A 16,157-nucleotide genomic window follows, 5' to 3' on the forward strand; every position below is an offset into this window, starting at 1 on the left:
GAGTACAACATCCGGGCCTCTGGGGCTCCCTCCTACAGTTGATCGGCGTTGTACGCAAATGCCGTGCCTGGCACATCCCCTGTCTGGGGCGTCCTACTTGCGTTTTTTCGTCGAAGGTTTCTTCAGCTCGAACATCAGCCATCGCAGTTCAGGCCGGCTCCCACAATTGGTCGGCGTCGTTCACAAATTCCGTGCTTGGCGAAGATCTCGGGTCTGACGAAGATCCCCTGTAGGAGCTGGCTTGCCAGCGAAAGCGGTCTGACATTCGACATCGATGTCGACTGACCCGGCGCCTTCGCTGGCAAGCCAGCTCCTACAGTTGATCGGCGTTGTACACAAATGCCGTGCCTGGCACATCCCCCTGTCTGGGGCGTCCTACTTGCGTTTTTTCGTCGAAGGTTTCTTCAGCTCGTACATCAGCATCGAGCGTCCGGTTACCTGATACTCATCGCCAAACGAAAACGATTCCCCAGGGTCGAGCTGCGCCTGGTTGGTGTCCAGCTGCAAAATCCACTGTTGGCCCTGTGGCACTTCCGGCAGGGTGAAATTCACCACGTCGTGATGGGCGTTGACGATGATCAGCAGCGATTTATCCACGCCTTCGCGGCGAATGCCGCTGGTCTGGGTACGCCCATCGAGCAGGATTCCCATGCAGCGGTTACTGCCGTCATGCCACTGTTCCACACCCATTTCCTCGCCACCCGGCTGCAGCCAGCTGACGTCCTTGACGCCCAGGCTTTCGTCGTATTCGCCGGTGAAGAAACGATTTCGCCGCAGCAATGGGTGGCGGTTGCGCAGCTCGATGAGGTAGCGGACAAACTCTTGCAGCTCACTGCTTTGTTCACTCACATTCCAGTCTATCCAGCCGATCTCGCTGTCCTGGCAGTAGGCATTGTTGCTGCCGCCCTGGGTCCGGGCGAACTCGTCTCCCGCCAGGAGCATGGGCGTACCCTGTGCAAGGAACAACGTGGCGAGCAGGTTGCGCATCTGCCGATAGCGCAGTTCGATGATCTCAGGGTCCTCGGTAGGCCCCTCGACCCCGCAGTTCCACGACCTGTTATCGGAGTGCCCATCGCGGTTGTCTTCGCCGTTGGCCTCGTTGTGCTTTTCGTTGTAGGAGACCAGGTCATTGAGGGTAAAGCCGTCATGGGCGGTGATGAAATTGACCGATGAAGCCGGCTTGCGACCACGCCGATTGAACTGCTCGCCCGAGCCGAGAAAGATCTTGGCGAAGTCGCCCAGCATGTCATCGTCGCCTTTCCAGAAGGCACGGGAGACATCCCGGAACTTGTCGTTCCACTCCATCCACCCCGGTGGGAAGTTGCCCACCTGATAACCGCCAGGGCCACAGTCCCAAGGCTCGGCGACCAGCTTGACCTTGGCCAGGACCGGGTCCTGGCGACAGGCATCGAGAAAGCCACCGCCCTCACTGAATCCTTCAGGCTCGCGACCGAGGATGGTCGCCAGATCGAACCTGAACCCGTCCACGCCCATCTCTGAGCTCCAGTATCTCAAGGAGTCAGTCACCATCTGCAATACGCAAGGGTGGCTCATGTTGAGTGTGTTACCCGTACCGGTGTCGTTGATGTAGTAGCGCGCATCGTCGGGCATCAGTCGATAGTAGCTGGCGTTGTCGATGCCCTTGAGCGACAGGGTCGGCCCCATCTCGTTGCCTTCGGCCGTGTGGTTGTAGACCACATCGAGGATGACCTCCAGCCCGGCCTTGTGAAAGCGCGAGACCATGATCTTGAACTCGCCGATCGACTGACCCGCCATGTAGCGCGCATGGGGGGCAAAGAAGCCAAGAGTGTTGTAGCCCCAGTAATTGCGCAGGCCTTTTTCCAGCAGGTGGTTGTCATCGAGGAAGTAATGCACGGGCATCAGTTCCACGGAGGTCACGCCGAGTGAGCGGATGTATTCCACCACGTCGTTCTGGTGGAAAGCGGCGAAGGTGCCACGATCAGGCTCTGGCACCGAAGGATGACGTTTGCTGAAGCCGCGTACGTGGGTTTCGTAGAAAACCGTATTTTCCCAAGGCACGTTGGGTTTTGCGCTATTGCCCCAGGTGAAGGCCGGGTCGATGACCCTGCAGCGGGGCATGAAAGGTGCGCTGTCGCGTTCATCGAATGACAGGTCGCCGTCTGCATGGCCGACGGTGTAGCCAAACAGCGCATCGTCCCATTGCAGTTCACCCGAGATCTGCTTGGCGTAGGGGTCGATCAGCAATTTGTTGGGGTTGAATCGATGACCATTGGCCGGATCGTAGGGGCCATGCACCCGATAGCCATACAGCGTTCCAGGCCGGGCGTCGGGCAGGTAGCCGTGCCAGATCTCGTTGGTGAATTCCGGCAGGGCGATGCGCTCGATTTCTGCCTGGCCGTCGGCGTCGAACAGGCACAGTTCGACCTTCGTGGCATTCGCGGAAAAAATCGCGAAGTTGACGCCCGAGCCGTCCCACGTTGCGCCCAACGGATAGGGCAGCCCCTCGCTGACACGGCTGGCGGGACGTTCTTGGCTTGATGCACTGTCGCTCTGTGGTTGATCCGTCATGATCAAGCGCTCCGGAGTAGGTTCTGGGATGGATGACCAACGCGGTCTACCGATAGAAGCCTGCGGCGCGCAACAGTTCAGGAAATTTGCTGCCCGATCGAGATGTACCTCTCACTCATCATTCTGTTGGAACTCCCCATGACGTCGCTCCGTCATCAGCAGTAGGGGGGCTGCGGCTGATTCGTGGCGAACCCTGCTAACGCTTTTTCTCCAATCAGAAGGCGAGGGACGACATGAATACTGCAGACAGCACGACCGGGAGCCAGGCAGACAAACCCGACTCCCCAGACTTTCAACACCTCAAGGAAAACGTAACGGAGGCGCTTGGCGGAGCAAGACAGCAGGCGGATGAACAGTTTGGCCAATACCGTGACACGGCAGCAGACCAGATAGAGGCACTGGCCGAAGGGGCAAAATCCTTCGTTTCAGAACTGCAGGACAAGGACAGGCTGGGCATGTCCGACTACCTCGCGGACATGGCGGAGTCCATGAGCGGGCTGGCGGGCAATCTGCGCGGGAAAAGTGCGGAACAGCTGCTGCATGACGGCGCCGAACTGGCGCGCAACAACCCGGCATTGTTCATTGCCGGCAGCATTGCGCTGGGCTTCGGCCTGTCGCGTTTTCTCAAGGCCGGGGCCGCGCCGGCAGCGACGCTCAGCGATGCTGGCGACCCGGCAGCAGGGCATTCAATGCCGCCGTCAGGTGGATTCGGCGCGCAACGCCCCTACGAAACCTCCGTTCCATCACGTACTGATGAAAATCCTGGCCTGGCCACCGGCATCACGCCGGCCTCGCCGAATGCACAGGATCATCCATCAGACTTCGCAACGAACTCGACACCCGCTTCCACACCCTATAAAGGAGCGCTGTGATGAACAGAGAAGATCAAGATTTGCCGGGCGTCAGACCTGTGCCCAGCCCGGAGCCTGACGCTTCGGTCGTCGGCCTGCTGCGTCAGCTGACTCGCGAAGTGCCGGCGCTGTTCACCAAGGAACTGGCGTTGGCCAAGGCCGAGCTGCAGGAGAGCCTCACGACGCTGAAGGCCGGCATTGCCGGTGTCGCCGGTGGTGCGATCGTGCTGCTGGCGGGGTTCATCATCCTGCTGATGTCCGCTGTCTACGCCTTGAGCATGTTCATGGCGCCGTGGTTGGCTGCGCTCATCGTTGGTGTCGTGGTGATGATCGTGGGGTTCGCCATGCTGCAGTCCGGAAAAAAACAGTTCGAGCCGTCCCACTTCAAGCCTGATCGCACGCTGGACGCCTTGAACAAAGACCAGGAAGCGCTGCGGAGGAAAGTCTCATGACCACTGAATTCGACATCGAGTCGCAAAAAAGCCCCGAGACCATCGAGCGGGAAATCGATGCCCAGCGTGCCAGCATCGGCAACATCGTCGACGCGCTGGAAAGCAAATTCACCCCGGGACAGTTTTTCGACCAGGCGTTGTCGTTCATGCAGAGCAACGGCACGACGTTCCTCAGCAACCTGGGCACCAGCGTTCGCAACAATCCCGTTCCGGCGGTAGTGACGTCGGTGGGTCTGTTATGGCTGATGATGAGCCAGAACCGTCCGCCGACTCCTCGTCCGGCTTATCCCGTAGCCCCCACACGGAACAAGGTCGGGGAGTGGACCGAAGGCCTGGGCGAGGGCATCGACAGTGCGCGCGAGCACTTGCACGAGACGGCGGACACCTTGAAGGAAGGCTACCAGAGTGTGAAAGACAAAGCGGCGCACCTGGGCGACAACCTGGGCGCTGCCGGCGAAAACATCAGCCATGCCATGCATGACGCCAGCGACCGCCTGGTGCGCAGTACGCAGGTGATGAGCAATCAAGTCAGCCAGTTGCTCAAGGAACAGCCGCTGATGGTTGCCGCCGCGGGCATCGCCTTGGGAGCCATGCTGGGGGCGGCGTTACCCTCGACGGCCACCGAGCAGCGCTACATGGGCAAGACCAGCGCCGGGCTGGCCGACAAGGTCAAGCAGCAGGCGCGGGAGGGCTACGAAGCGGTCCGCGATACAGTGACTAAAACCACGGAAAACGCGGAAGTGGAGAAGCCGCAAGGGAATGGCCACTCAGTAGCCAGTCAACCGGCCGATCTGTCCCGTGGACTGGGGACGTCGTAAGGCGTCGCGTGCAAAGCGGGAGGTCGAATGCCGGCCTCCCTTTTTGCAGCAGGCACCTCTGGTCGGCCCTCGTGAACCTGGCTCGAACACTGTTGATCCATTCAGAAATGACTCCGGGATTGCACTGCCATGAACGCCTTCAAGAACCAGCTGACGCCGTCCCAGGAACGAAGATTGTGTGCACTGGACGCCTGGCATCGAGCACTCGATGACATCGCGCTGCGCATGGAATCTCCCGATGCCTATCACGAAGAACTGCTGCGCCAATCGGATGAGATGGATCGCCAGCGCATTGTCAGTTGGCAAGAGTGGCGCGATTTGCGAATAAAGGCGGACGAGGCGTTTCTGCGCGCCGTAGCGGGAGAGGACTATCACTGAGGGCCCATCCATGGACAGACAGCTGAGGTTCGGCATTGAAGAGGAATACTTCATCACTGATCTGGACACCGGGCGCATGACCGATAAGCCACCCAAGGCTTCGATTGAAGCGTGCGAGGCGGCGATGGGGGCTTGTTTCGCCTATGAGATGTTCCAGGGCCAGATCGAAGTGGCTTCGCCGATCTTCACCTGCATGGATGAAGCAGGGGACTACCTTGTGGCTGCTCGCAAAAGCCTGCGGCGTTCGCTCGAGTCTTATGACCTGGGACTGCTCTGTGCAGGGAGTCATCCTCTGGCTGACTGGCGCGTACAACAGGCCACCGAGCAACATCACTTTCTTCAACTGTTTGCAGACTATCAACGGGTCGCTCGGCGCAGTCTGCTTTGCGGTCTGCATGTACACGTTGAAATTCCGAGTCACCTTGATCGTATACAGGTCATGAACGAAGTCTTGCCGTGGACGCCGCTTTTGCTCGCACTGAGCAGCTCCTCGCCCTTTTGGGACGGTGCCGACAGCGGCTTCATGAGCTACCGGCAAACAGCCTGTGACGAGTGGCCGAGGATGGGCATACCGGAGTACTTCGAAGATACGCCTGCCTATGACGCCTACGTCGCCTTGCTGATACGTACCGGCACCATCACCCAGGCCAGCGAATGCTGGTGGGGATTACGGCCCGCTTGCCGCTATCCGACCCTGGAATTGCGCATGACGGATGCCTGCCCACGGCTGGAAGATGCCTTGTGCATTGCCTCATTGTTTCGCTTGCTGGTTGCCTATGCGATTGATCAACCTCGACCAGGGTTGGCCTATTCGCAAACGTCCCGCTTGATCCTCAAGGAAAATCGTTGGCGCGCGAAACGCCATGGAACACAGGCGTCATTCATTGTCGAGGGGTACGATCGAACCTTCTCGGCCGAGCAGTGGCTTTTTCTGGCGCAGCAGATCCTTGGCGATACGGCGCGCAAGCTGCGTGTGGAAAACGTCTTCGCCCAGGCCCGGCTAATTCTGCGCAACGGCACCAGTGCAGACCGCCAGCGAGACCTTTACCAACGAGCCCTGCGCAGCACTGGGGATGTTCATGCCGCCCTGGCTGAAGTCGTGGACCAACTGCTGTTGGAAACGTCGCAAGAGCCATGCAAAAGCGATGACCTGCAACCCGCGGTGTGTGAAACCTGAGCAACAGTTGGAAAGAGGACGAAAATCTCGTCCTCTTTTTCGGGGAGCATTATCAGGTCGCCAGGACTGCGGCGGTGTCGTCGCTCTCGGGCAACGCAATCCGGTTATCGTCCGGTGTCAGGATGACCTTCCTGCAATCGTCTTCCTTCTTGTCGAACATCCTGTAGCCCTCGGCGGCCTGCTCCAGCGACAGTCGATGGCTGATAATGACCTCAGGGCTAAGGCGCCCCATCTCTATGTGTTCGAGAAGCTCCGGCAGATAACGCTGCACATGGGTCTGGCCCATCCTGAAGGTCAGGCCTTTATCGAAGGCGTCGCCAAACAGGAAGCCATGGATGAACCCGGAGTACACACCCGGCACGCTCACCACCCCGCCACGTCGTACCGCTGCAATGCACTGACGCAATGCCTTGCCGCTGCTGCCTTCGAGCTTTAGCGTGGCGAGCACGGTCTCGGTGGTGCTGCCCTTGGCTTCGAAACCCACCGCATCGACCACGCCATCCACGCCGCGCATGCCTTTGGTCTGGCGCACGATGGTGTCGGCGGGGTCGGCATCTTCATCGAAGTTGATCGGTATCACGCCATAGGTCTTCTGCGCGTAAGCCAGGCGGTAAGGGTGGTGATCGACCATGAAAATCTGTTCGGCACCGAGCATTCTGGCGCAGGCTGCACTCAACAGGCCGACCGGACCTGCGCCATAGATGGCGATGCTCGAGCCGTTGCCGATGCCGGTGTTGGTCACGGCCTGGAAGGCGGTAGGCAAGATGTCCGAAAGGAACAGCACCTTCTCGTCGGACAGGGTGCCCGGGACTTTGAACGGCCCGGTGTTGGCTTTGGGCACACGCACGTATTCCGCCTGGCCGCCAGGGATGCCGCCATACATGTGGCTGAACCCAAACAGCGCGGCACCCGATGGAATGGCTTTCTTGTTGAGGATCGCGCCACGCCCCGTGTTGGTCTTTTCACAGGCGGCGAACAGATCCATCTGGCAGAAAAAGCAGCTGCCGCAAGCGATAACGAAGGGGATGACCACTCGGTCGCCGGGTTGCACGGCAGTGACGGCCGAGCCCGTTTCTTCAACGATGCCCATGAACTCATGACCGAAGATATCGCCATGCTCGACGGTCGGGATCTTCCCGCGATACAGATGCAGGTCCGAACCACAGATTGCCGTGGCGGTGACGCGAAGGATGATGTCGTCGCTGTCCTCGATAACCGGATCGGGGACGCTGTCGACTTTGACGCTATGCGCGCCGTGATAGGTGAGTGCTCTCATGACGTCCTGCCCCTCTAATGGGTTTGATGGTAAGCGGGAGAGGAGCGCAGACGGAGGTTAGTTCAGAAAAATTCAACTGAGCCATTTGAAGTCAGCCGGGAATCTTGCGACGAAACAGGTGCCTGCTTCCAGCGTCGAGGTAACGCTCAAGCTACCTTTGTGCGCGGTGGCGATCTGGGCAGCGATGTAAAGTCCCAAGCCCAGGCCTTCGCCGCGCTGGCCAGCTTCTGACCGGGTAAAGGGTTCAAACAGCAATGGCATCAACGCCGGTGGAATCGGGGCACCCTGATTGCTCACCGATATGACCATCTCATTCCCCTCGGCATGGGCCTGCACGCGGATAGGTTCCGCTGTCGAGCCATGGGTCACTGCATTGCCCAGGAGATTTGAAAGCAACTGGCTGATGCGCAGCGCGTCGCAATAGACGCCGGTCGGAACATCCAGGTCGTGGGTCAATTTCGCTTCGGGGTGAGAGGCCTGTACTTCGTCCAGCGTCAGTTTGAGCGTGCGACCCAGGTCATCGACCAGTTGGCGCTTGACCGGAATCCCGCCACCCATCCTTCCCCGGGCAAAATCCAGCACGTTCTCGATCAGTGCACCCATTCGAGTCGAGCTATTGCGGATCGCTGCAATCAGGTTCAGTGAGCGTTTTTCCGTTGCCCTGGTTTCCAGCAGATCAGCGCTCATCCGGATCGCGCTCAGGGGCGTGCGAAGGTCATGGCCGAGGACGGCGACGAACTGCTCGTGCAGCCTTGCGTGTTCATGGGCATTGACCAGTGCGGTTTGCGTCGCCTGCAGATGGCTTTGGGCGTCGAGACTCATCGCGATCAGCTGGGCGAAGAGGGTGAGTGACTTGGCGATCGCGGGCTCATCGAGATTCGCCGGCACGGAGTCGATGGCACACAGGGTGCCGAAAAATTCGCCATTGGCCCTGATGATGGGAATGGAGATATAGCTCTCCAACGCATAGGTCCTGGGGGTGTGGTGCAACGAGAAAACCGGGTGCGCACTGGCGTGGCCGAAGATGACGGGCTGCCGGTGCTGGCGAATCTCGTGGCAGATGGTTGACTGGACGACCAGCTCGCCACCGGGCTTGAGGCCGAAATCGATTGAATCATCGACGGCGCAGGCCACCCAGTTTCTTTCGGTGACTCTCGCTACCGCGGCGAAGCGCATCCCGGTGAGATGCTTGACCATGCTCAGGATGACTGGAACGGCATCGATGGTGCGGATGGCTTCAACGTCTGGCGAAAACTCTGCGCGGGTCATGGCTCGGCTGTTCGAAATAATGTCGCTCAGAGACTATCCCTAATCTCACGCCCTGACCACTTGGGGAGCGCCAGCAGCTGTCTATTTGCTGGCCTGCCCCAATTTCTGGTTATCCCGGGCGTCAGCCCAACAAAAGGCCTGCAGCCCGGGCTCGCAAAGCCATCACCAGATTGGCTGGCATCTTTTTTATTTCGTCAGGCCAGAGCGCCAGGTGCCCGCGAAGTTCTCTCGATTCATCATCGTATCTTGAGATATCAGCCAGCACAAAGCTGTACCGACTGAGGTAGGCCGCAGACAAATCATCGGCCAGGGCCCTGGCAGGCTCTCCGGCTAACGCCAGGCACCATTGCGCAATTTCAATGATTCGTTCACCTGGCGTTCGAGGTTCCAGGCCATGAAGGAAGTTCAGGATGTATTGGTTATAGAGCAGGGCGCCTTGCTCAGGCTCATCCGTAGGATTACCAGGGCAATGTCGACGTTCCCAAGGCAGGATGTACACCATTTTGTCCATTGCAGTCTGAAGAACATAATCCGACGGTTTAACCAATCGATGCATAATCTTCTCCCGAAAGAAAAAAAACGGTTTAGCTATGGTAGCTCATCCATGGAAGCCAATAGCCTTCATGAAAAAAAAACCGGCACTGCCGGGAACTATCGCAAAATATCGCAATACCGCGCTTGAACGGGGCTTTACTGAAATAAGTCAACACCCATCCCGTCGAGGTTGAGGACGAGCCCCTTGTCCATGTCTTTGTTCGTCCCCGCGCTGTTGCTCACCCTGCTGCTCGCCGGCTGCGCCACCCCAACGCGCTTGCCCCACGAGTTCAGTAAGGCCATACCCGCCAGCGAATCGGCATTCGGGCGTTCGATCCAGGCCGCGGCCGCCCAGCATGAGGGACGGTCGGGTTTTCGCCTGCTGCCAAACAGCAGTGAAGCGTTCCGGGCGCGTGCCGAGTTGATCCGCAATGCGCAGAAAAGCCTCGATGTGCAGTACTACATCGTGCACAACGGCCTGAGCACCCGGGCGCTGGTGTGGGAACTGCTGCTGGCGGCCGATCGCGGCGTGCGGATTCGCGTATTGCTCGATGACACCGCCAGCGATGGCCAGGAAGAAGTCATTGCGACCCTGGCCGTGCACCCGAACATCCATATCCGTGTCTTCAACCCTTTGCATCTGGGGCGCAGCACACTGGTGACCCGCACCATGGGCCGCCTGCTCAATCTGTCGCAGCAGCACCGGCGCATGCACAACAAGCTGTGGCTGGCCGACAACAGCGCGGCGATCGTCGGCGGCCGCAACCTGGGGGATGAATATTTCGACGCCAAGCCCGATCTCAACTTCACCGACATGGACCTGTTGTGCCTCGGCCCGGTCGCCGATCAACTGGGCCACAGCTTCGACCAATACTGGAACAGCGCCCTGAGCCGGTCGATCAGTGACTTCCTTATCGTCAAGCCGACAGCTCAAGACTTGCAGGAGAGCCGCCTACGCCTGGAACAATCACTGCAGAGCACGCGTATCGAAAACCAGGCTCTGTACGACCACCTCATGACCTACCGCACTCAACCGCAACTGGCGATTTGGCGTCAGGAGCTGATCTGGGCCAATGCCACGGCGATGTGGGACGCCCCGAGCAAAGTCCTGGCCGACGACGAACCGGCTCGCGCGCTGTTGATGACCACGCAACTGCGGCCTGAGCTCGATAGAGTCAATAAAGAGCTGATCCTGATCTCGGCATACTTCGTCCCACAACAATCCGGCATGCGTTACCTCCTCGGGCGTGCCGATGCCGGGGTCGATGTGCGCCTGTTGACCAACTCACTGGAAGCCACCGATGTGCCTGCGGTGCATGGCGGCTATGCGCCTTATCGCAAGCGCCTGCTCGAACATGGGGTGAAGCTCTATGAGCTGCGGCGCCAACCGGACGACCCCAGCGGTGGTTCTTCTTCCTTTGGCCTCAGTGGTGGCTCGGACTCCAGCCTGCACACCAAGGCCATGATCCTCGACCAGCAGAAGGTGTTCATCGGCTCCTTCAATTTCGATCCGCGCTCAGTGCTGTGGAACACTGAAGTCGGGGTGCTGGTCGACAGCCCTGAACTGGCCGGCTACGTGCGCAAGCTGGCGCTTGAGGGCATGGCGCCAGCGGTGAGTTACCAGGCCCGCCTGGAAAACGGCGAAGTGGTCTGGATCGCTGAAGACGACGGCCGCCTGCATGTCTTGCGCCAGGAGCCCGGTAGCAAATGGCGCAGCTTCAAGGCCTGGCTCAGCGACAAGATCGGCCTGGAGAAAATGCTCTAGACCGTATAGACCCCCGAGCTTGTGGGGTTGCCTGTATCGACTATCGTTAAAACTCCCACTCCAGAGGATCTTTTTGGAAAGTGTGTTCCCGGTCAATGACCGGGAAAAACCAGTGATTGAGTACTCTTGAACAGGAGAAAGCTCATGATTCGCAGGTTTTACATGGCTGTACTGGCGTCACTGGCCCTCGCGGCTGGCGTATACGGCGTGTCGTTGCCGGCCTACGCGACCGACCAGGCTGACCAACGGCAGGAATCGCGTGACACCAAGCAGGAAGGGCGCGAAGCCTCAAGGGAAACCAAGGAAGAATGCAAAGAGGGTGATGAAAAGAGCCGTGCCGATTGTCGCCAGGACAAGCGCGACACCAAACAGGACACCCGCGACACGGCCCGGGACGTTAAATATTAATAATAAGTTGGACTGATGGCTTGCTGGCGATGCGATGGTGGCCGTGATGCCGCCATCGCTGGCAAGCCAGCTCCTACAGGATTTTCGGGTCCATGTTGAATTTGTGGAGTGACACACCTCTGTAGGAGCCGGCTTGCTGGCGATGCGATGGTGGCCGTGATGCCACCATCGCTGGCAAGCCAGCTCCTACAGGATTTGCGGGGTATGTTGAATTTGTGGAGTGACACACCTCTGTAGGAGCCGGCTTGCTGGCGATAGGGTAGTGGCCGTGTTGCCGCCATCGCTGGCAAGCCAGCTCCTACAGCCGCGACTCGGCCACCAACAACAACGACTGCGGCACGGGACTTTGCGGGTGCTGCGGCTCCTGAAGGCCGGCCAGCCGAAAACCGGCCATGTCCAGCGCATTGATCCAACTGGACAAGGTTCGCAAGTACCACGGCATGGGTTGCCACTGCCCGTCGAATCCACTGAACGTCTCTTCCCTCCAGCCATCCTGATAGTCGCCCGCGGCCACGGTCCATGGATGCAGCGTCTGGATCACCAGCGCGCCGTCGGGGGCGAGCAGGGCGTTCATGGCCGCGAGCAAGGGGATGATGTCCTGGTGCAGCAAGGCAAAATTGGCGCAGATCAGGTTGTAGTCGCGGCCAACATCCACTCTCGCCTCCACCAGCTGTTCATAGCTGGCCAGATGCACCGGCGAAGAACCCGCCGCCCGCGCCGCCTCGACCAGCGTCTCATCGCCATCCACACCGACCGCCTCGATGCCACGTTCCGCCAGTGCCCGCAACAGCCAACCCTCGCCACAGCCGAGGTCGAGCACGCGCTCTGGCTGGCGGCCCAGTATCGCCAGCAGGATTGCCTGGTCCGTGACCTTCAGACGGCTTTCGATGGCGCCGCTGCGGATGGCTTCGATCCAGGCCTGGGCGTTGTGTTGCCAGCTTTGGAGGAGCGTGGTTTCGTCGGCGGGCATTTCGATGTCCGGAGTGGTTGGCTGGATACAAGCATAGTGTCTCCACGCCTGATTGGGACAATGCGCCCTGTGCGTTGTCGAATGGAGTGACAAGCGAAGGTGGGTAATCTGGAAGTTGGCACACCCTCGTTTCGCAATCCCGTTCAGATTGAGAGGTGGACTGATGAACAGCATTATTTACATCGTTGGGCTGGTGGTGGTCGTCGTGGTCGTCCTGTCGTTCCTTGGATTTGCATAGTCCTGTGCACCAGCGACGGGCTGAGCCAGCCCGCCGCTGAACTGACGGTTATCGGTTAAAACGCTCCGCCAGGCTGTGCAGATACTCGGCCATCTCTTCAAGGTCCTGACTGATGGCCGCACCTTGCTTGGCCTGTCCGGCGCTGTGATCGCACAGCTGCGCAATGCGCGTGATCTGTTGATTGATGTCTTCAGTCACGTGACTTTGCTCTTCCGACGCCGATGCCATCTGCTGGCTCATGTCGGTAATCCGACTGACGGCCTGGCTGATGCCGACGAGGGCAGCCTGCACCGCCTCGACACGCTGCATGCTTTCTCGGGAAATCTGCTCACCGCGTGTGGCCGTCGAAACTGCGCGATCAGCTCCTTCGTGCAGCGAAGCAATGATGCCGTGGATCTGTTCGGTGGAGGTGCGGGTGCGCTGGGCGAGGGATCGCACCTCGTCGGCCACTACGGCAAACCCGCGACCTTGCTCTCCGGCCCGCGCCGCCTCGATCGCCGCATTCAGCGCCAGCAGGTTGGTCTGTTCGGCAATGGACGTAATCACGTCGACGACGCTGCCGATCGATTGCGTCTCGCTTGCCAACGCGTTGACCGCCTGGCCGATTTCATTGACGGCCGCGTTCATGGCCTCCATGGCGCGCAGACTTTGCCCGGCCAATTCGCTGCCGTCCCTCGTCAACTGGTCAGCCTCCGAGGCGGCATGGGCGGTATTGATGACGTTCTGCGTCACTTCCTGGTTGGTAGCAGCCATTTGCGAGATCGCGGCGGCGGACTGATCCGTTTCGTTGCGCTGACGATCGAGCGATTGCGCCTGCAATCCCGACAGCTCGGACGATTGTGCCGCCTTGGCCTTGACACTGACCCCGGCATCGACGAGCCGGCTCAAGGCTGTCTGCAAACGGGCTTCCTCACTGAGCATGGCCATGTCCAGTTGACCCTGGGGACCATGGTTGTCGCTGTAGGTGAGGGCGACCAACCGATCGGAAAATGCTTTCGGATGTTCGGCCAGGGTACGTCTTATGGCGCTGCGTTGTCGGGACTCGATCAGGTACCAGGCAATCCCCAGGCTCACCACCAGCACCCCCTGGGCCGCCGCTTTTGGCAGCCACTGATCAGCCAGCAGCGAAACCGCGCCTGCCACCAGCAATGGCCAACCGTGCTGCAGTGGCCGGAAAATCCGCGCACTCAGCGCGACGATCGGCTTGCCCGCACGCATCCTTGCATAGAGCGCTGATGCCCGACGCACCTGGTCGCGGGTGGGCACCGAGCGAACCGACTCGTAGCCACTCATGCGGCCGTTTTCATAGATGGGCGTGACATAGGCACTGACCCAATAGAAATCACCATTTTTCGCCCGGTTTTTCACAATTCCCATCCAGGGTTTGCCTTGCTTGATGGTGTGCCACATATGAATGAACACCCCAGGCGGCATATCGGGGTGTCGCACCAGGTTATGGGTCTGGCCGACCAGTTCGTCGTAGGTGAAACCGCTGATGTCGACAAACGCGTCATTGCAGTAAGTGATTCGACTATCAAGGTCGGTGGTGGAGATCAGGCGTTGTTCGGCGGGAAACAGTCTTTCATGGTCGGTTACGGGCAAATTCACGCGCATTAAGGGCGATCCCTGGTCGGATTATTATTATGGTGTGGAGCATGTAAATCAGAGGAATACGCGACGTGTTCTACGCGGATTTCGTGGTCGGCGACCCTGCATTCGGCGACAGTTTCTTTTCATTTGGTGACAAGTGCAGGAAAATCCCAGCCGTGCCTGGAAGTTGGTGATCAAGGATCAATATGACTTCGCATACAGTGCCCAGGTTTTGGTGAGCTGACCTGTAAATAAGCAGGTGGCTGCAACCTTAGGTTGAGCGAGTGGAATGCATCGCACGGTTACACCCAGTTCGCTGATGACTTTCTCAACTTTTTCATCATCGACGAAGGGGGCGAGTACGAATGTATTGAGTTTGTCCTTGCGTTTGAAGGCTTGTTTGAAGTCGTCAAGCGTCGTGGCTGTTTTGGTGTTGTTCGACAGCTTTTTTCTGGCACTTTCCAGCATGCCTGACTGAATAGTTTGCAGGATTTTTGGCAAGTCTTTAACAAAGCTGCTCATCTCTACGTTCAACGTTTTCTTGCTGTTGTCTCTGCAGGAATAAGAAACCGTGCTCTGCTCCAGTTCCTTTATTCCGACTTCGACCCGGACAGGCACGCCGCGCTTGATGTGATACCACTTTTTTTCGCCGCCATTCATGTCCCGTTTATCAACGCTGACACGCAGGTTTTGTCCCTTCAGTCTTTTCCGGGAGATCTGCTTTTGCAACTTATCGCAATAAGCATGGATGGCTTCGGCATCCTGTCCACTGCGTACGATCGGAACAATGATGACCTGCATCGGTGCCACTAGCGGTGGGATCACCAAGCCATCGTCATCGCCATGGGCCATGATCATGGCACCAATCAAACGCGTGGAAACGCCCCACGATGTGGTCCAGGCGAGTTCTTTTACCCCTTCCTTGTTAACAAAGCGGATGTCTGATGCCTGGGCAAAATTTTGTCCGAGGAAATGTGAAGTGCCTGCTTGCAAGGCCTTACCGTCCTGCATCATTGCCTCGATGGTATAAGTGCTCACGGCGCCTGGGAAACGTTCCCATGAGCACTTTTCACCCTTGATTATTGGTATCGCCAGGTGCTCGACAGTAAACCGCTCATAGATATCCAGCATCTTCAGCGTCTCGCCCAAGGCCTCTTCACTGGAGGCGTGAACGGTGTGGCCTTCTTGCCACAGGAACTCCGAGGTACGCAGGAAGATCCTTGGACGCATCTCCCAGCGCAAGACGTTGGCCCACTGGTTGATTAGTAACGGCAGATCCCGATAACTTTGCACCCATCGTGAAAAGGAAGCCCCGATCACCGTTTCGCTGGTAGGCCTGATGATCAAAGGCTCTTCCAGTTCGCCAGCGGGAGTGAGCGTTCCATCTGCATTCTGTTCCAGGCGGTGATGGGTTACGACTGCGCACTCTTTGGCAAATCCATCGACATGTTCTGCTTCTTTTTGAAGAAAGGATAATGGGATCAAAAGTGGGAAATAAGCGTTTACATGGCCTGTGTCTTTGAATTTTTGATCAAGCTCTCGTTGCATCTGCTCCCATATGCCATAGCCCCAGGGACGGATGACCATGCAACCTCTAACGGGCGAGTTTTCAGCCAGCTCAGAATGGCTGATGACTTGTTGATACCATTCAGAGAAGTTTTCACTTCTTGTAGGTGCTATGGCGTTTTTCATAGTTCCCCCGTCTTGAAAGGACTGCGTGTGATTTTGAAATGGTGTCATGGAACTGTATGTATATTTTTTGCGGATTGAAACTTCAAGAGCTCACATTTTTTGTTGCGTTTTTCGGAAAATTCTTTCAGATATGTCTGGTTTTTTCTAAGGATGTTTCCTTTTTTTGGCGCGACGCTTGAGCATCCTTAG

General features: G+C 58.4%; 14 protein-coding genes and 1 pseudogene. 7 read left to right on the forward strand and 8 right to left on the reverse strand.

What is annotated here, in order from left to right; translation table 11 throughout:
* Nucleotides 1–375: 375 nt before the first annotated feature.
* Nucleotides 376–2,550 (reverse strand): glycogen debranching protein GlgX, encoded by a 2,175-nt coding sequence (gene glgX / locus SOP85_RS26045; RefSeq protein WP_323628696.1) that lies wholly within the window; start codon nt 2,548–2,550, stop codon nt 376–378.
* Between the two features lie 233 nt (nt 2,551–2,783).
* On the opposite strand from glgX, the gene SOP85_RS26050 reads away from it, so the two are divergent.
* From SOP85_RS26050 to SOP85_RS26070, 5 genes are all read left to right on the forward strand, one after another.
* Nucleotides 2,784–3,422 carry a hypothetical protein gene (locus tag SOP85_RS26050; RefSeq protein ID WP_274075718.1) on the forward strand — a complete coding sequence of 213 codons (639 nt, stop codon included), beginning with the start codon at nt 2,784–2,786 and terminating at the stop codon, nt 3,420–3,422.
* Nucleotides 3,422–3,853, forward strand: a complete 432-nt coding sequence (locus tag SOP85_RS26055; RefSeq protein ID WP_323628697.1) for a phage holin family protein — start codon at nt 3,422–3,424, stop codon at nt 3,851–3,853. The genes SOP85_RS26050 and SOP85_RS26055 overlap by 1 nt, the downstream gene beginning before the upstream one ends.
* Complete coding sequence (locus SOP85_RS26060) at nt 3,850–4,671, forward strand: DUF3618 domain-containing protein (RefSeq protein WP_323608988.1); 822 nt, start codon at nt 3,850–3,852, stop codon at nt 4,669–4,671. Before SOP85_RS26055 ends, SOP85_RS26060 begins: the two co-directional genes overlap by 4 nt.
* 129 nt (nt 4,672–4,800) lie before the next feature.
* Nucleotides 4,801–5,049 (forward strand): hypothetical protein, encoded by a 249-nt coding sequence (locus tag SOP85_RS26065; RefSeq protein WP_274075715.1) that lies wholly within the window; start codon nt 4,801–4,803, stop codon nt 5,047–5,049.
* A 10-nt stretch (nt 5,050–5,059) separates the two neighbouring features.
* Entirely contained in the window at nt 5,060–6,226 is a 1,167-nt protein-coding gene (locus tag SOP85_RS26070; RefSeq protein WP_323628698.1) for a carboxylate-amine ligase, read from the forward strand.
* A gap of 52 nt (nt 6,227–6,278) precedes the next feature.
* Here the strand turns inward: SOP85_RS26070 and SOP85_RS26075 are convergent, their stop codons facing one another.
* From SOP85_RS26075 to SOP85_RS26085, 3 genes are all read right to left on the reverse strand, one after another.
* Complete coding sequence (locus SOP85_RS26075; RefSeq protein WP_323628699.1) at nt 6,279–7,502, reverse strand: zinc-dependent alcohol dehydrogenase; 1,224 nt, start codon at nt 7,500–7,502, stop codon at nt 6,279–6,281.
* Between the two features lie 72 nt (nt 7,503–7,574).
* On the reverse strand, nt 7,575–8,771 hold the full coding sequence (locus tag SOP85_RS26080) for a GAF domain-containing sensor histidine kinase (protein WP_323628700.1): 1,197 nt from the start codon (nt 8,769–8,771) through the stop codon (nt 7,575–7,577).
* A gap of 121 nt (nt 8,772–8,892) precedes the next feature.
* Complete coding sequence (locus SOP85_RS26085) at nt 8,893–9,327, reverse strand: hypothetical protein (RefSeq protein ID WP_274075711.1); 435 nt, start codon at nt 9,325–9,327, stop codon at nt 8,893–8,895.
* 189 nt (nt 9,328–9,516) lie between these two features.
* On the opposite strand from SOP85_RS26085, the gene SOP85_RS26090 reads away from it, so the two are divergent.
* Both SOP85_RS26090 and SOP85_RS26095 read left to right on the forward strand, forming a co-directional pair.
* On the forward strand, nt 9,517–11,070 hold the full coding sequence (locus tag SOP85_RS26090; protein ID WP_323628701.1) for a phospholipase D family protein: 1,554 nt from the start codon (nt 9,517–9,519) through the stop codon (nt 11,068–11,070).
* A 144-nt stretch (nt 11,071–11,214) separates the two neighbouring features.
* The gene (locus SOP85_RS26095) at nt 11,215–11,478 is read left to right on the forward strand and encodes a hypothetical protein (protein WP_323608984.1); all 264 of its coding nucleotides are present in this window, start codon (nt 11,215–11,217) and stop codon (nt 11,476–11,478) included.
* Nucleotides 11,479–11,776: 298 nt separating this feature from the next.
* On the opposite strand, the gene SOP85_RS26100 is transcribed toward SOP85_RS26095, so the two are convergent.
* The 4 genes and pseudogenes from SOP85_RS26100 to proS all read right to left on the reverse strand — a co-directional run bounded on the left by SOP85_RS26100 (nt 11,777) and on the right by proS (nt 15,968).
* Nucleotides 11,777–12,448 carry a class I SAM-dependent methyltransferase gene (locus SOP85_RS26100; protein ID WP_323628702.1) on the reverse strand — a complete coding sequence of 224 codons (672 nt, stop codon included), beginning with the start codon at nt 12,446–12,448 and terminating at the stop codon, nt 11,777–11,779.
* A 286-nt stretch (nt 12,449–12,734) separates the two neighbouring features.
* Nucleotides 12,735–13,877, reverse strand: coding sequence for a methyl-accepting chemotaxis protein (locus SOP85_RS26105; RefSeq protein ID WP_442967945.1), 1,143 nt, complete (start codon nt 13,875–13,877; stop codon nt 12,735–12,737).
* A gap of 132 nt (nt 13,878–14,009) precedes the next feature.
* Nucleotides 14,010–14,300, reverse strand: a pseudogene (locus SOP85_RS31485) (PAS domain-containing protein); the annotation flags it as partial.
* Between the two features lie 177 nt (nt 14,301–14,477).
* Nucleotides 14,478–15,968: a proline--tRNA ligase gene (gene proS / locus SOP85_RS26110; protein WP_323608636.1), complete on the reverse strand. Its 1,491-nt coding sequence runs from the start codon at nt 15,966–15,968 to the stop codon at nt 14,478–14,480.
* Between the last annotated feature and the right edge of the window lie 189 nt (nt 15,969–16,157).

It is taken from the genome of Pseudomonas sp. YuFO20, assembly GCF_035064975.1.
Lineage (GTDB): Bacteria > Pseudomonadota > Gammaproteobacteria > Pseudomonadales > Pseudomonadaceae > Aquipseudomonas > Aquipseudomonas putida_AE.

What these genes read in the sequence shown, in the direction of transcription:
- glgX (WP_323628696.1), bottom strand. Translation starts at nt 2,550, where the DNA reads ATGACGGATCAACCACAGAGCGACAGTGCATCAAGCCAAGAACGTCCC.
- SOP85_RS26050 (WP_274075718.1), top strand. Translation starts at nt 2,784, where the DNA reads ATGAATACTGCAGACAGCACGACCGGGAGCCAGGCAGACAAACCCGAC.
- SOP85_RS26055 (WP_323628697.1), top strand. Translation starts at nt 3,422, where the DNA reads ATGAACAGAGAAGATCAAGATTTGCCGGGCGTCAGACCTGTGCCCAGC.
- SOP85_RS26060 (WP_323608988.1), top strand. Translation starts at nt 3,850, where the DNA reads ATGACCACTGAATTCGACATCGAGTCGCAAAAAAGCCCCGAGACCATC.
- SOP85_RS26065 (WP_274075715.1), top strand. Translation starts at nt 4,801, where the DNA reads ATGAACGCCTTCAAGAACCAGCTGACGCCGTCCCAGGAACGAAGATTG.
- SOP85_RS26070 (WP_323628698.1), top strand. Translation starts at nt 5,060, where the DNA reads ATGGACAGACAGCTGAGGTTCGGCATTGAAGAGGAATACTTCATCACT.
- SOP85_RS26075 (WP_323628699.1), bottom strand. Translation starts at nt 7,502, where the DNA reads ATGAGAGCACTCACCTATCACGGCGCGCATAGCGTCAAAGTCGACAGC.
- SOP85_RS26080 (WP_323628700.1), bottom strand. Translation starts at nt 8,771, where the DNA reads ATGACCCGCGCAGAGTTTTCGCCAGACGTTGAAGCCATCCGCACCATC.
- SOP85_RS26085 (WP_274075711.1), bottom strand. Translation starts at nt 9,327, where the DNA reads ATGCATCGATTGGTTAAACCGTCGGATTATGTTCTTCAGACTGCAATG.
- SOP85_RS26090 (WP_323628701.1), top strand. Translation starts at nt 9,517, where the DNA reads ATGTCTTTGTTCGTCCCCGCGCTGTTGCTCACCCTGCTGCTCGCCGGC.
- SOP85_RS26095 (WP_323608984.1), top strand. Translation starts at nt 11,215, where the DNA reads ATGATTCGCAGGTTTTACATGGCTGTACTGGCGTCACTGGCCCTCGCG.
- SOP85_RS26100 (WP_323628702.1), bottom strand. Translation starts at nt 12,448, where the DNA reads ATGCCCGCCGACGAAACCACGCTCCTCCAAAGCTGGCAACACAACGCC.
- proS (WP_323608636.1), bottom strand. Translation starts at nt 15,968, where the DNA reads ATGAAAAACGCCATAGCACCTACAAGAAGTGAAAACTTCTCTGAATGG.